Genomic DNA, 15860 nt, shown 5'->3' on the forward strand with positions numbered 1-15860 from the left:
TTGAATTTAAAAAAAGCAATTTTATAAAACTATTTAAGGTAATCAATTTATTGGCTAATGTTATATAAAAACAAAAAAAGTTCTGAGGACTATCGTCTCAGAACTTTTAAACCTTCTAATTTTTATTAATCTAAACTGTTTTTTTTGTTCGGATAAAAAGTGTAGAAACAGCTCCTAACAACAACATTACACCCGCCAATTTCATGGCATTGATGGGGTTATTGTTTAACCAACTTTCGTAATACAATGGCATGGTAACGTTTTGTAATAACATTGGTATTACAATAAACATATTAAAAATACCCATGTAAACACCCGTTCTTTTTTCTGGAATGCTACCTGCTAAAATTACGTAAGGATTTCCCATCATACTTGCCCAAGACAAACCCATACCTACCATTGGTATAAATACTAGAATTGGGCTACTTATATATGGTAAAACAAACAAACCTACTCCTGCTAATGATAGGCAAATGGCATGAATATGTTTCGCTCCGTATCTTTTTGCTAACCAAGCTAAACCAAATGCAGATACAAAAGCAATAAAATTATAAAAAGCACCAATTTGCCCCGATAGTATATCAGCATCTCTAAAGCCTTCGGTACTTGAAGCTGTTGCCCCAAAAACAGAACGAGAAAGTGTTTTTGCGATATAAATCCAATAAATAAACATGGCATACCAAGTAAAAAACATCATCGGTATCATTTGTCGCATGGTTAAAGGCATGTCCTTTATAGCTCCCCAGATATCTGCAAAAGTAGATTTAATCCCCACGGGCGAAGCCTTGATTTCAGCTATCTCATCCGCAGTAAGCGGAATTTCTTTTGTACTTTTTAACGTCCATAAAATTGACCCAATAGAAACTACAGAGCCTATAACAAAAGCAATCATTGTAGTAATTGGAATTCCATTGTCATTAGCTGCCATTTTACTAATCCCAAAAAAGATTAATAAAGTGGGGGTTAAATAGGAAAGTGTTTGACCCAAACCCGTGAATGCGCTTTGTGTTAAAAAACCCATTGCGTGTTGCTCGCTTCGCAATTTATCACTCACAAAAGCTCTATAAGGTTCTTGTGTAATATTATTGGCTGCATCTAAAATCCATAAAACACTGGCTGCCATCCATACAGAACTGCTGTATGGCATTATAAATAAACAAATACTACATAATATGGCACCAATTAAAAAGTAGGGTCTTCGCCTTCCCCATTTAGTTACAGTTTTATCACTTAAAGCACCAACAATTGGCTGTATCAATAATCCTGTAATTGGACCTGCCAACCATAAATAAGGCAATTTGCTTTCTTCGGCTCCTAAATAAGAATATATAGGACTCATATTAGCCTGTTGTAAACCGAAACTATATTGCAGCCCAAAAAAGCCGAAATTCATGTTTATAATTTGCCAAAAGCTAAGTTTTATTTTAGGGATTTTCATGTGAACTGTGGCTTAAGTTTAAGATACAATTGAAAAATTTTGATTGAGTACCATGTCTGCTAAACTAAGATGTTTGCTAATAATACTACTTTCTTTTTTTAATACTTTTTCTATAAAATCACTTTGCTCTTCTCTATTTCTATTTGCTCTGTTTTCACGTGTATCTTGGTAGGTTGTATTTATAAATATACGTTGATCTACATGACAAAGTAAAGAAGTATATGTCCCCTCTGCAATTATTAAATCAACCCCAAAAATATCTATCAATGTATCTTCCTCTGCGTCGGTTAGCCAATCCATGTGTGGGATATTTAAAGTTTGAGAATTAGAACTTTTTATTTTTTGGATATGCTTATCTAATAAATCTAATTTTGCTTCATGAGTGCCTATGTGGCTAAAATCATTTAATCTGGCTTGATGATTTTGTTTTGGTGGTAAATTAAAATACTCGTCTTGATGAAGAATGACTACTTTTTTTCCTTCTGTTTCTAAGGCTTCTTTTATGGCTCTACTTAAAGTTGTTTTTCCACATCCAGATTCGCCAGCTATAGAAATTGCCAGTTTATCTCCTTTATTTAATCCAATTTTATCTATAATTACAGCAACATTTTTTTGGATAATTTGCGCAAGTTTTTCTCTTTTAACTTGTATTGCAAAGAGCTCATTTTTAAAAGCATCGGCTTCGTATGTTGATTGATGTCCGATTAAGTAACCAGAGGCACTATAACATAAATTCTTAACTCCACCTGGTGCTGCATTATCAAAATCAAAATACTCTGCAAAAGGAAATGTTTCATCATTTTGAGATAAATTTTGCATCATGGTATGTTGTAAAGTTTCGGCTGTTTCTGTAAACCCTTGTTGGTTTAAACCTGCAATTAAAAAGCCATTTACAACAGGCCAAATACCACCATTGTGAAAATGCCCAGGGTAGTTTTTAAAGTGATAGCTGTGATTTAATTCTATAAAATGATATAAAGGATCGTTTTCTTTAATTAAGGGATAAAATGCCGGTATCCCTTTTTTTAAGGTAGCATTAAAAATATTTTTGCTAGCTAATTCAAGTTTTTTTGCACTTTCTTTTGAAGGGATGTTTAATAACATCAATAAACCTGCTGCCCAACAGTCAAACCTTTCTACCCTATCGCCCGGCGAAAAAGAAGCAATAAATTGATGTTCCAAATCAAAATTAGCGAGTTCTCTAATTTGAGCTTTAGTGTAAAGACTATTTTCCAAATCGGTTTCTAAAAGATAATGCTTTTTAATAGCTATTTTTATTAAAGAGGCTTTCTCTTTCCAATCTTCCCGGTTGTAATAGCTACCCGCAATATCTAATGCCCAATATCTTAAAATCTGATCGTACAAAACATAACCATGTGTTACATATTCATCGGCCCAATTACTACTCATGGGTAAGTACATTAAGTTTTTACCATTAAACTCCCAAGCATCAGCTAATTTAAAAATAGTACCTGCTTGTAAATAAGCTGTTGATTTTAATTCCTCATCTGCATCTTGCTTAAGCAATTGTATTGTCATAATAACCCACCAAAAACCTGCATCTGTTCTACCCACAGGGCCTCCAAAGCTTGCTCCAGCTATCTGTCCGTTTGCATTTATTGCAACATTAGATGGTATTTGCCCCTTTGCTGAAGCTGCCTTTTGCAAAGAATAAATAGAAGACTTTATTGATTTGTAAAGTGGCTTAATTTGGTGAGCTATAATGGCTAATGCAGCTACTGCGGTGTCTCTGGCCCAAATTCTATTATAATTGTCTGTTTGCTCTAAAGACGCCTTAATTCCTTGTTCTGAAGAGGCATCCATTAGCATTTTTATAGCCTTGGTTACCATGGAATTTTTTTGGTTCAATAGTGTCATAACATTAAAATTTTGTGTAGTAAGTTGAAGATGACAACTTGTAATATTGATTATCAAATGATTAAAAGATACTTTGACACATTTTGGTTACCTGAAGTATCTCTCATCCCAATTTACATCAGGATGAGGAGGATACTCTCAGACCGCTAGTGTGTGTTAAAGCGTCTTTTGTGTGGTTTAGAAAGTAAATGTTAAGCTTCCGCCAACAGTTCTTCCGGTAATTGATCTGGCTCTGATGATATTAATTTGATTATCAGTAATTGACCCTTCTTCAGATTCTGTGAATCCAAAAGCATTGAATAAATTATTTGCATTAACTGCAACAGTAAGTCTTTTACTTAAATTGTAATTTACGTAAGGGCTAACCACTGTATAACCTGGCAATATCAATTGGTTATTATCCTGAGCGTAAGATTTAGTTGTACCTATAATACTTACACCAGTAGAAAACTTTTTAAAGTTATAGCTAGGCATTAAGCTAAAAATTACGTCTGCTTGTCTTCTTGGTTTGTTGCCTTTGTTAGCACCAGATGATATTTCGGCATGTGTATAAGTTAAGCTACCTCTTAAATCAAAGTTTCTAGCTAAATTAATTACACCTTCTAACTCTAAACCGTAAGAATTATAATCGTTTTGGATAATTTGTTGTGTAGTAGCTTCAAAACCACCTGCTTCATTGGTGCTGGCATAAAAACCAGTTAAAAACACTCCGCCTTTTTCGTATTTATATTTGAAACCTAATTCTGCTTGGGTAATCTCATCAATTACACCCCTTGCACTACCATCTGCCAATACATTAGGCGAAAACAAAATACGATCTGCTTTTGCTGCTGCACCTTTACTATATCTTGCAAAAACTGCTTTTGCATCGTCTAATAAATAGTTTGCACCAACAGAGTAAGATGCATAATTGTAGTTGTAATTAATTGGTTTTGGATTAGCTAAATCAATTGCAGAAACACTTTGCTCATTTGGAGAAATAACGTTATCGTTGTTTACATCAAAAGTAGTTTGTGTATTTCCGGCATAATTACCTCTTACATTTCCAAAATCGTATCTAAAACTTGCATCAACATTTAATTTATCATTAACAGGGAACGATAATGCCATATATGGAGCAGAAATATCATATTTAGCATTGTAGCTTCTATGTAGATTTCCCCAAACTGGCACTCCATAAGCAAATAATCCGTTTTGACTAATATTGGTTCCGGTAGATGTAACAACATCTAAGGGTTTAGCATCAACACCATTTACATCTAAAACATAAGAGTTCCATAACCATGACATATCTATATTTTGGTTAGATTTATAGTAACCAAAAGTTAAGTTTACATTGTCAATAGTTTTTCTAACTTTTAAATCGTTTACAAAATTGTTAAAGTTGTTTAATTCAGTATCAAACATGTGAACAATCATGGCATTTGTACCATTATAATTGGCTCCATCATTAGCATACTTTAAACTGGCGCCAGTTAAATCGCGGCTTGTAGCCGTTGCTATGCTAGCTAAAACGTTAGCTCTTGTATCTACTTGTGCAGGAAAAGGTGCTATAAATCTTCCAGAGTTCAAAGAAAATCTTCCTCTGTTTTCTACACTCCATCCATTATCTAAATCAAACTGAAACTCGGCACCTATTGAAGATGAAACCGGGTGCATACCATCAGAAACATCGCTTCTTCTTAGTTGACCATCAACACCTAAACCTAAATTTTGCATTAAATATGGGCTGTGTATTGCTCCGTTTTTAGCGTCAAATCCTGGTAATGAAGAAAAAGTAGGATCTGCATTTGTGCCACTAACTTGTACCGGCATTGGCATATAAGCAGCTGCTCTATCGTTTAAATATTTCATATAAACTCTAGCATAACCGTTTTTAAACTGTTTAGTTAAGTTAGCTTTAAACTGACCACCATTGTTTGAGTTATAACCAGTTGTTCTTGGGCCTTCGCCACCACGGTAAAAACCACCTACATGAAAGTATAAACCTTCACTTATTGGCGCTCCAAAATCAAAATCTGTACGGGTGTTTTGATAATCTAAACCAAAGTTTGTAGTAATGCTTCCGCCTTCTACAGCTCCAGTTTTACTAATAAAATTAATGATACCTGCTGGAGAGTTTGTTGCCAAAGTAGAGGCAGAACCCCCACGAATTGCTTCGATTTTAGCAACACTCTGATCGGCTCTTAAAAAAATATCGGAAGTTGCAAATGCAATATCACCAAATTGTAATACTGGCAAACCATCTTCTTGTAATTGTAAATATTTAGATCCGCCAGAAGAAATTGGCACACCACGCACCGTAATATTAGTATTACCGTCGCCTCCTGAAGATTCTGAACGAATACCAGGGATAGTTTTAAAGATTTCGGCAGTTGTTCTCGGTGCTGATTTACCTAAATCTGCACTAGTAATAGAACTAACCGAAACTGAACTCGTTAATTTAGATCCTGGAGTAGTTACCCCTGTTACAACTACTTCATTTAAAGACAATGGATCAGATTTTAAAACAATTTGCAAATCAGAAATTGCACCACTACTTAAATCTAATGTTCTTTCAACTGAGGTAAAACCAGTATAGGTTACTTTAATTTTAATTCCTTTAGTTGCGGGTACACCCGTAATGGTAAAATTCCCATCTAAATCTGTAACGGCACTTTTGTTTACATTTACACAAGTTACAGCTGCACCGGGTAGGGTTTCGTTATTTCCGTCGGTAATTTTTCCTTTTAAAACAACTGTTTGTTGTCCGAAAGAAGTTGTTGCATAAAACAACAATAAAATTAGTAATAAATTTTTCATGCTCTTTAGTTTAATTTGTAATTAATAATTGGTACATCTAAGGTAAGTCTAACGTCGTTAGAATTTATTAATTTTATTCACTTTAGCAACGCAAACGTTTGCGAAAATGTTTGCGAAATTGATTGTTGTGGAAAATTACTATATTTAAACATCAAATTCTTAAACTATTGAGACCAAATGTTACTTTAAAAAAACTTGCAGACATGCTAAACCTGAGCATTTCTACGGTATCGCGAGCATTAAAAGATCATCCAGATATTTCTATAGAAACCAAAAACAAGGTAAGAGAATTATCAAACGTACTGGAATATGAGCCTAACACTTACGCAATTAACCTACGCACTAATAATAGTAAAGAGTTTGGTGTAATTGTCCCTGCTATTTCTAATTATTTTTATCATTCTTTCATCAGCTCATTAGAAGAGGAAGCAAGAAGGTATGGTTATTCATTAATGATTTTGCAATCTGTAAATGATCCTTTAATAGAATTAGAAAACTTAAAACGCTGCAAGCAAAGTAGAGTAGCAGGAATATTTGTTGCCATTACCTCTGAGACTACAGATATAAAACCTTTTATTAAAGTTGAAGATCAAGAAATTCCGATCATATTTTTTGATAAAGTACCTGCTTTTGAGGCTTGTAACAAAGTTTGCGTAGCAGACGAAACTGCCGCAGAATTAGCGATAGAGGCCTTGGTAAATAAAAAGAGAAAAAAAATACTTGCTTTATTTGGTGATAATAATCTTTCCATTACAAAAAAGCGCCTAAAAGTTATAAAAGCTTTTGCTGATAAAAAATCAATTTCAATTGATATACGAATTGATCATGCAAACAACCCTTTAGAAGCAAGCATAAAATTCGCAGAGGCTTTTAAAAAAGACCCACCCGATGGTGTTTTTTGTATGAGTGATGAAATTTTAACAGGTGTGATGAAAATGGTGCAAAAACTAACCATACAAATCCCAACACAGCTTAGCATTGTAGCAATAAGTGATGGTTTTATACCTCAATTATACTACCCAGAGATTGCGTATGCAGAAACCAGCGGTTTTAAACTTGGTAAATTAGCTTTTAGTAGAATGATGAAGTGTATGGCAGGCCACTCTTATGCCCAAGAATTAGAAATTGATTCGGTCCTTATTAAAGGAGGTTCTTTATGATTGCTGCTATTACTAAAAAATAAAATCATTATATTCGTATTTAACCAAAAAACATAACATTGCAAAACTTACAGCATCTTAGATTAATTTCTTCGGGAGTACTTGCTAAATTCCGCTTTGCAATGGTGGCTAAAATTGTTTTTGCCCAATATTCTGTTTAATCCCCATCCATTGATAGCGCTAACTATCAATCTATTACAAGCTTTTTATTTTTAAATCGTTATTTTTATTAAAACCGATTTTACTATGCCATTTTATCATAAATTAGGAGTAATTCCTCCTAAAAGACATACCCAATTTCGTAAACCTAATGGTGAGCTTTATGCCGAAGAGCTGGTCTCTACCGAAGGTTTTTCTAGCAACTACTCTTTGGTTTATCATTGCCACGCACCTACTATTGTAAAAGAATTAGGAGAAGCGTATTCTGTAGAACCCAAAATCGCAAGAGAAAAACACCTAAAGCACACCAGCTTAATAGGTTTTAAAATCAAGCCAGAAGATGATTTTTTAAAAAGTCGTAAACCTATTTTAATTAATGCTGATTTGCATATTTCTTTGGCTGCGCCAAGAAATTCTATGACAGACTATTTTTACAAAAACACCATGGCTGATGAGATGATTTTTATTCATGAAGGCTCGGGAGTTTTAAAAACTGGTTATGGTAATATCAACTTCGAATATGGAGATTATTTAATTGTCCCTCGGGGGGTGATTTATCAAATCCATTTTAACGATGATAAAAACAGGTTATTTATTGTTGAAAGTTTTAGCCCAATTAAAGCGCCAAAACGATACAGAAACGAGAACGGACAACTTTTAGAACATTCTCCTTATTGTGAACGTGACATAAAAATACCAGAGAATTTAGAAACTCATGATGACCATGGCGACTTTAAAATTCTAATTAAGAAACAAGGTTTAATTTATCCCTACACTTACGGAACACACCCTTTTGATTTTGTAGGTTGGGACGGTTTTCATTATCCTTGGGCGTTTTCTATCCATAATTTTGAACCGATAACTGGTCGTTTGCACCAACCACCTCCAGTACACCAAACTTTTGAAGCACACAATTTTGTGGTCTGTTCTTTTGTTCCTCGTAAATACGATTACCATCCGCTATCTATTCCGGCACCTTACAATCACTCAAATGTAGATAGTGACGAAGTTTTATACTATGTAGATGGTGATTTTATGAGCCGTAAATCTGTAGAGAGAGGACAAATAACATTACATCCCGGAGGCATACCACATGGTCCACACCCAGGAACGGTAGAAAAATCTATAGGCCAAGAAGCAACAAAGGAATTGGCAGTGATGATTGATCCTTTTAGCCCGTTAATGTTAACAGAAGATGCTTTAGCAATTGAAGATCCTGATTATTATAAAAGCTGGATGAGCTAAAGCTGAAAGCTAAAGGCTGAAAGCTAAAGGCGAAAAGTTTATAGCAAAAAAGCAACTTTAATAAACAAAATAAGTTACAACCCAGCCTGCGGACTTCTGACAATAGACTGCGGACTTTTTAAAAAAACAAAATGACTGACGAAAAAAACGATTTTCTCCCTATAAACGGGACAGATTATATAGAATTTTATGTAGGTAACGCTAAACAGGCGGCTCACTTTTATAAAACTGCTTTTGGTTTTCAGAGTGTGGCTTATGCCGGCCCAGAAACTGGCGTTAAGGAAACAGCATCATACATGATTCAGCAAGGCAAAATTCGCTTTGTATTAACCTCAGCTTTACGCTCTAACCATCCAGTCGCTCATCATGTTTTAAAACATGGCGATGGCGTAAAAGTTTTAGCACTTTGGGTGGATGATGCCTATAAAGCTTATGAAGAAACAGTAAAACGTGGTGCAAGGTCTTTTTTAGAACCCGAAACTTTAAGCGATGAAAACGGTGAAATTAAGCGAAGTGGAATTTATACCTACGGAGAAACTATTCACCTTTTTATAGAGAGAAAAAATTATTCGGGCTTGTTTTTACCTGGATTTGAGCCGTACCATTCGGAATATGAGCCAGATGATATGGGTTTGTTATACGTTGACCATTGTGTTGGAAATGTAGGCTGGCACCAAATGAATAAATGGGTAAAGTTTTATGAAGACACTATGGGGTTTAAAAATATACTCACATTTGATGATAAAGCTATTTCTACAGAATACTCTGCTTTAATGAGTAAAGTGATGAGTAATGGGAATGGCTATGTAAAATTTCCAATAAACGAACCGGCTCTAGGTAAAAAGAAATCGCAGATAGAAGAATACCTTGATTTTTACGAAGGTGAAGGTGTTCAACATGTCGCCATTGCTACCGCAGATATTATAAAAACAGTAAGGCAATTAAAAGCTAAAGGAATTGAATTTTTAGATACTCCAGATTCTTACTACGATGATTTATTAAATCGTGTGGGTAAAATTGATGAAGATATTGCTCCGCTTAAAGAATTGAAAATTTTAGTTGATAGAGATGAAGAAGGTTATCTATTACAAATATTTACCAAACCTTTACAAGACAGGCCAACCGTTTTCTTTGAGATAATACAACGTAAAGGAGCGCAATCTTTTGGAGCAGGTAATTTTAAAGCCTTATTTGAAGCTATTGAAAGAGAGCAAGATTTAAGAGGGAATTTATAAAGGATTTTATGGAGTAAGTGTTTAAAATGCTTACTCCTTTTTTTAATTAACTGTTCTATTAACAATTTCAACTAATGAGCTTTTTTACTAATGAACCAATGAACTCATTTTACTAAAACTAAATTAAAACCCCAATTACCTCAAACTTCTTAAAAACTGAAGGATTGTGTGGCGCATCTTTTAACTCGTCGGTTAAATCTTGTCCAGCCCAATGTTCATAATGCTTACCATTTCTCCATAATCTGCTATCTGTAACATCGTAAATATTACCCAAATAAGCTACCCAAATTTGTGGTTTATCTTGTCCATTACGTAAAGCTAATTGAGATTTGGTGTATTTAGGCAGCAAGTTTTCCATTCTGTTTTTTGCTTCTAAAGTATTCAAAGAAAATCAAATTCAATAAAATTAACGACATGGAGTAAAAATGATCCTCAAAAGGAATTGTACCTACCCTAAAACCCATGTTTTGGGTGTTATCATAACTGACAATTGGAATTGAAGTTAATATGCCATTCACTATATAAAAAGGGAGTAAAGAAACTGCATAAGCCGCATAAAACTTACCCATATCTAATGCTGTTGGTTTTGTTAAGGTATATAACAAAATTACTGCTAGTGTTAAAAAGTTAATAATACTATATAATCTGGAAGCGAATAAAACTGCTAATACTAAGCTAAGCGCCAATAAAAACACAGTAATTAATCTAACTAATTTGGCGTTTATGTTTAACTTAAAATAGCATATTAAACATTCGTAAATAAAAATGCAGGCAAACGGTACGGTAACAAAAAACAGTATTTCTTCTAACGGGAGGTCAAAAAATTTAATCCCCAAGATATAATCATCATTAAAAGACCAAACGTTTTTTATTGTAAAAACATAATCCCAAACTAAATACAAAAGCCCAGTTAATAATAAACCAGGAAAAATATGTTTCCAACTTTTATAAAAAGCTACTTTTTTATCAAAAGATAAAACTAAAGGAAAAAAGATAGTAGCAATATTAATTAGTAAGTAGGTATAAGTTTTATCCATTTAAGCCAAAATCTTTTTTAATACAGCAATCTCTTGATTATTACACTTTTTACTGTCAATCATAAAATTAACCATATTTTTAAGAATCTCTTTGTCCACTTTTAAAGCGGTAGGTTCTGTAGTTCTAAGAATAGAAACAATTTTGTTTTTATCATTAATTAGGTTTTTACTGTATCCTAAAAAAGATGGCACATAATACTGTAAACTAAATCTTAAAAAACGCACCTCTAATTGGTTACCATCCTTTGCAACGGCTTTATCTATAGTTGCAAAACCTTGTTTTAAGTAGCTCATTTTATTTACCGGATTCCAAGCGTGTTTGCCTTTAATGGCTTGCACAGAACCTAAGTAAGCTAGCATTAATGCATCAGGATTTTTAATATCTTCTAATCGTTGACATAGTTTATCGGCAACATCGCTATCTGCAATAGCTTCAATATAATCTTTTCTTATTTGATCCATATCTCTTGCATTCACATTTGCTAAAGAGCTTATTAAAATCAGTATACTTATAAAAAGTGTTTTCATTATTTTAAAATTCGTTATATAGGTTAACAAACGAAAATTATCTATACATAGTTTAATTTATTTTTAATTAGCGCTTGAGCCATCAAAAATAGCTTATGTGAATCAGAAACTCTTATTCTTTTATCAGAAATTGTAGCTGCAGATGTATTTTTTATTTTTTTAAACAATTGCAAATAATAGGTATAAGCAATATAAACGCCCAATTTAGCTCCACTTGGCAATTTTTTTATTCCTAGTAAAGCATCGTCAAAATCGGCTTTAATATCTTCTTCAATCTCTTTTTTATCTTTTTCAGAAAATCTCTTAAAATCTACTTTCGGGAAATATGTACGCCCTCTTTCATCATAATCTGATTTAATATCTCGCAAAAAATTAATTTTCTGGAATGCTGCACCTAATCTTCTTGCTTGAGGTAATAAAGCTTGGTATTGGTTTTCATCGCCTTTACAAAAAATCTTTAAACACATTAAACCAACTACTTCTGCAGATCCATAAATATATTCTTGATAACTGGCATCGGTATAGCTGGTTTTATCCAAATCCATTTCCATAGACTTCAGAAAAGCATCAATCATATCAAAAGTGATATTGTAAGTATTTACAACTTCTTGAAAAGCATGCAAAACCGGGTTTAAACTAATTTTTGTTGCAATGGCTTCCTTTGTATCTGCTCTAAATTTCGCAATTAAATAAGCTTTATCCTTATCATGAAAAGTATCAACAATCTCATCTGCATATCTTACAAAACCATAAACTGCATAAATAGGATATTGAAGTTCTTTAGAGAAAGCTTTAATGCCCAAACTAAAGGAAGTGCTGTATTTATTAGTAATGACTTTACTGCATTCAAAACAAGTTTGATTGTATAGATTCATAGATGTTTAAAATAAATTTAATTAAAATACGCTTTTTTTATTGCTTTTGTTTTCAATTGCACCAAACAAAATAGCTAATTTTAAAATTATAAGTGAATATGCAGCAAAAAAAACAAATTCACATCATAGGTTCAGGTTTTTCTGGTTTAGCAGCTGCAGCTGTTTTAGCAAAAAAGGGTTATGATGTTACCATTATAGAGAAAAATGAGCAGCCTGGTGGCCGAGCTAGGCTATGGAAAAGTGAAGGTTTTACTTTTGACATGGGTCCAAGTTGGTACTGGATGCCAGATGTTTTTGAAAATTATTTTGCCCTTTTCGGGAAGAAAGTAAGCGACTTTTACGATTTAAAGAGATTAGACCCTGGGTATAGAGTTTATTTTGGGAAAGATGATTTTATAAATATCCCTGCCAATATGCAGGAATTAGAAGCTTTGTTTGAAAGTTTTGAAGCAGGTAGTGCAATAGGTTTGAAAAAATTTATGGAACAAGCTGCCTACAAATATAAAACCGCTATGGGCGATTATGTTTTTAGACCATCGCACAGTATTACCGAGTTTATTGATATAAGATTGATGTTGGAAAGTTTGCGCATACACATGCTAAAACCCATGAGCAAGCATGTAAGGCAATATTTTACTAATCCTAAACTGATACAACTTTTAGAATTTCCAGTTTTATTCTTAGGTGCTACCGCACAAAAAATACCCGCTATGTATAGCTTAATGAACCATGCCGATTTGGCGATGGGAACTTGGTTTCCTATTGGCGGCATGTACGAAATTGTGAAAGCCATGGTAAATGTAGCTACGGATAACAATGTTAAATTTATTTTAAATACAGAGGTTAAAAAAATTAATATTGAAAATGGGGTTGCTAAAAGTTTGGAAACAGATAAAGAAATTTTACTAACAGATTTTGTTATTGCTGCTGGTGATTATCATTTTATAGAACAAAACCTAATTGAAAAAAAATACAGAAATTATGATGAAAAATATTGGGACAAAAGAATAATGTCGCCATCTTCTTTATTATATTACATTGGTTTAGATAAAAAAATTGAAGGTATAGAGCATCATAATTTATTCTTTGATGAAGATTTAGATCAACATGCTAAAGAGATTTATATAGAACCACAATGGCCTTCAAAACCTTTATTTTATGTTTCTTGTGTAAGTAAAACTGACGCTGATGCTGCTCCTATTGGGCAAGAAAATTTATTCTTCTTGATTCCTTTAGCTCCCGGACTAGAGGATACAGAAGAATTAAGAGAAAAATACTACCAGTTAATGATGGATAGGTTTGAGAAAATTACTGGGCAAACCATACGTGGGCATGAAATTATAAAAAGAGGTTACGCCATGAATGATTTTACTTCTGATTATCATTCTTATAAAGGAAATGCTTACGGTTTAGCAAATACGCTTTCGCAAACTGCGTTTTTTAAACCTGCAATGCGGGCTAAAAAAATCAAGAATTTGTTATTTACCGGGCAGTTAACTGTACCAGGACCGGGAGTGCCACCTGCAATTATATCTGGACAAGTGGTAGCTACTGAAGCAGATAAATTATTAACAAGCTGAAGGTAGAAGGCTGTAAGCAAAAGGTGGAAAGCTGAAAACAGAAGACTTAAAGCTGTAAGCAAAAGTCGAAAAACTAAACGATAATTATTAATTTGAATGCAAAAAAAAGTCCCTTGAATAAAATTCAAAGGACTTTTTTATGAAGTTAATTTTACTAGAAACGTTCGAAAGCAGTGAAGTAAAAACTTCCTTCAATCTGTGCGTTCTCATCAGAATCAGATCCGTGAACTGCATTAGCATCAATTGATTTTGCATATTTCTGACGGATAGTCCCTTCAGCAGCTTCAGCTGGATTAGTAGCACCAATTAATTTTCTAAAATCTTCAATAGCGTTATCTTTTTCTAAAATAGCGGCTACAATTGGTCCAGAAGACATAAAGCTTACTAAATCTCCATAAAAACCACGTTCTTTATGCACCGCATAAAATTCACCTGCTTTTTCTGCTGATAACTGAGTGTATTTCATAGCAACTATTTTGAAACCAGCTGCTGTAATATCATTTAAAATTGCTCCAATGTGGCCATTAGCTACTGCATCAGGCTTAATCATTGTAAAAGTTCTATTAGTTGTCATCGTTATATTTTTAAAATTGATGCAAAAATAGGCTTTTAAAATCATAACAAAAAGTATTGATATAATTTTCAGATGATTTGCTTAACTTCGCACACTTATTACTATAAATGATTGATTTAAATACCTTAAAGGAAAAGTTAGCACAACCTTGCAAAATTGTAATTACTACTCATCACAAGCCTGATGGCGATGCAATGGGTTCGTCTTTAGGTTTGTACAACTATTTGATTCAAAAAGGGCATTATGTTAAAGTGGTATCTCCAACAGATTACCCTTATTTTCTACAATGGCTACCTAACAATCCCGAAGTAATAATTTACACAGAAAAAGAAACTGAAAGTAAAGTTTTAGTTGCCGAAGCTGATATTATATTTTGTTTAGATTTTAACACTTTAAGTAGAATTAACGAATTAGGTGATGAGGTTAGAAAAGCTGGTGGAATAAAAGTTATGATAGATCATCATTTAGAACCTGAAGGTTTTGATGATTTTAGACATTGGAACATTAACGCTTGCGCTACTGCCGAATTAATTTATGATTTTATAGCAAACTCACTTGATGATGCTACCTTAATTAATAAAGATGTTGCTACTTGTTTATATACAGGTGTTATGACAGATTCTGGCTCATTCCGTTTCCCAAATGTTACTGCAAATTTACACCGTATTGTAGCTTCTTTAATTGATGCAGGTGCGGAAAATTGGAGAATACACCAACAAGTTTATGATAACGCTACAGAAGGACGTTTAAAGTTTTTAGGTTACTGTTTAAGTAATAAGTTAGAGGTTTTTAGAGAGTTTAATACTGCGCTAATTACCGTAAGCAAAGAGGATATTGCTAAATTTGATATTCAAACAGGCGAAACTGAAGGTGTTGTAAATTATGCTTTATCAATATCAGGTATTAAATTAGCAGCTTTTATTGTAGAAAGGAAAGATAAAGTTAAACTATCATTAAGATCTATTGGTACTTTCCCAGCAAATGAAATTTGTAAGAAATACTTTAGCGGTGGCGGGCACAGAAATGCAGCCGGTGGACAATCTGAAGATACTTTTGAAAATGTAATTGAACAGTTTAAAGCTATATTGCCAGAGTATAAGAATTTGTTGATGCAATAAGTTTGAGTAGTAAGTGGTAAGTAGTAAGTAGTAAGTAGTAAGTAGTAAAAATAAATTTTAGTACCAGTTAACTGATTATTAAAGAAAAATTAAATCCCAATTGAGCAATCCAGGCAATGGACTATCGACTGCGGACAATGGACTAAAAAAAAATGCAATTAAAAAACTATAGATAAGGAATGAAAACATCCCAATTAAGGGATTCTTGAATGCGATTAAAAAACAATAGAT

13 protein-coding genes are annotated in these 15860 nt (G+C 33.3%); 5 read left to right on the plus strand and 8 right to left on the minus strand.

The window, feature by feature from the left end:
- Positions 1-130: 130 nt before the first annotated feature.
- The 3 genes from ACFSSE_RS16900 to ACFSSE_RS16910 all read right to left on the minus strand — a co-directional run bounded on the left by ACFSSE_RS16900 (position 131) and on the right by ACFSSE_RS16910 (position 6118).
- A complete protein-coding gene (locus ACFSSE_RS16900) occupies positions 131-1438 on the minus strand; it encodes an MFS transporter (RefSeq protein WP_379044314.1) in 1308 nt (435 codons plus the stop codon).
- 18 nt (positions 1439-1456) lie between these two features.
- A complete protein-coding gene (locus tag ACFSSE_RS16905) occupies positions 1457-3316 on the minus strand; it encodes a glycoside hydrolase 100 family protein (protein WP_379101034.1) in 1860 nt (619 codons plus the stop codon).
- Between the two features lie 177 nt (positions 3317-3493).
- Positions 3494-6118 (minus strand): TonB-dependent receptor domain-containing protein, encoded by a 2625-nt coding sequence (locus tag ACFSSE_RS16910; protein ID WP_379044308.1) that lies wholly within the window; start codon positions 6116-6118, stop codon positions 3494-3496.
- A gap of 167 nt (positions 6119-6285) precedes the next feature.
- Between ACFSSE_RS16910 and ACFSSE_RS16915 the strand changes: the two genes are divergently transcribed.
- From ACFSSE_RS16915 to hppD, 3 genes are all read left to right on the plus strand, one after another.
- Positions 6286-7278, plus strand: coding sequence for a LacI family DNA-binding transcriptional regulator (locus tag ACFSSE_RS16915; protein ID WP_379101037.1), 993 nt, complete (start codon positions 6286-6288; stop codon positions 7276-7278).
- 246 nt (positions 7279-7524) lie between these two features.
- Complete coding sequence (locus ACFSSE_RS16920) at positions 7525-8682, plus strand: homogentisate 1,2-dioxygenase (RefSeq protein ID WP_379044302.1); 1158 nt, start codon at positions 7525-7527, stop codon at positions 8680-8682.
- 131 nt (positions 8683-8813) lie between these two features.
- A complete protein-coding gene (gene hppD / locus ACFSSE_RS16925) occupies positions 8814-9917 on the plus strand; it encodes a 4-hydroxyphenylpyruvate dioxygenase (protein WP_379044299.1) in 1104 nt (367 codons plus the stop codon).
- 118 nt (positions 9918-10035) lie between these two features.
- On the opposite strand, the gene ACFSSE_RS16930 is transcribed toward hppD, so the two are convergent.
- The 4 genes from ACFSSE_RS16930 to ACFSSE_RS16945 are packed head-to-tail and all read right to left on the minus strand — an operon-like array spanning position 10036 to position 12357.
- Entirely contained in the window at positions 10036-10275 is a 240-nt protein-coding gene (locus tag ACFSSE_RS16930; RefSeq protein ID WP_379044296.1) for a cytochrome b5 domain-containing protein, read from the minus strand.
- A complete protein-coding gene (locus tag ACFSSE_RS16935; RefSeq protein WP_379044293.1) occupies positions 10256-10954 on the minus strand; it encodes a lycopene cyclase domain-containing protein in 699 nt (232 codons plus the stop codon). The genes ACFSSE_RS16930 and ACFSSE_RS16935 overlap by 20 nt, the downstream gene beginning before the upstream one ends.
- Positions 10955-11482, minus strand: a complete 528-nt coding sequence (locus ACFSSE_RS16940) for a hypothetical protein (protein ID WP_379044290.1) — start codon at positions 11480-11482, stop codon at positions 10955-10957.
- A gap of 41 nt (positions 11483-11523) precedes the next feature.
- Entirely contained in the window at positions 11524-12357 is an 834-nt protein-coding gene (locus tag ACFSSE_RS16945) for a phytoene/squalene synthase family protein (RefSeq protein ID WP_379044287.1), read from the minus strand.
- Positions 12358-12455: 98 nt separating this feature from the next.
- Here ACFSSE_RS16945 and ACFSSE_RS16950 point away from each other — a divergent pair, with 98 nt between their 5' ends.
- Positions 12456-13937 carry a phytoene desaturase family protein gene (locus ACFSSE_RS16950; RefSeq protein WP_379044284.1) on the plus strand — a complete coding sequence of 494 codons (1482 nt, stop codon included), beginning with the start codon at positions 12456-12458 and terminating at the stop codon, positions 13935-13937.
- 154 nt (positions 13938-14091) lie between these two features.
- On the opposite strand, the gene ACFSSE_RS16955 is transcribed toward ACFSSE_RS16950, so the two are convergent.
- Positions 14092-14511: a nucleoside-diphosphate kinase gene (locus tag ACFSSE_RS16955; RefSeq protein ID WP_379044282.1), complete on the minus strand. Its 420-nt coding sequence runs from the start codon at positions 14509-14511 to the stop codon at positions 14092-14094.
- A gap of 107 nt (positions 14512-14618) precedes the next feature.
- Here ACFSSE_RS16955 and ACFSSE_RS16960 point away from each other — a divergent pair, with 107 nt between their 5' ends.
- Positions 14619-15629 carry a DHH family phosphoesterase gene (locus tag ACFSSE_RS16960; protein WP_379044279.1) on the plus strand — a complete coding sequence of 337 codons (1011 nt, stop codon included), beginning with the start codon at positions 14619-14621 and terminating at the stop codon, positions 15627-15629.
- The last annotated feature ends 231 nt before the right edge of the window (positions 15630-15860 follow it).

Source organism: Pedobacter alpinus, from assembly GCF_042684645.1.
GTDB classification, from domain to species: Bacteria; Bacteroidota; Bacteroidia; order Sphingobacteriales; family Sphingobacteriaceae; genus Pseudopedobacter; species Pseudopedobacter alpinus.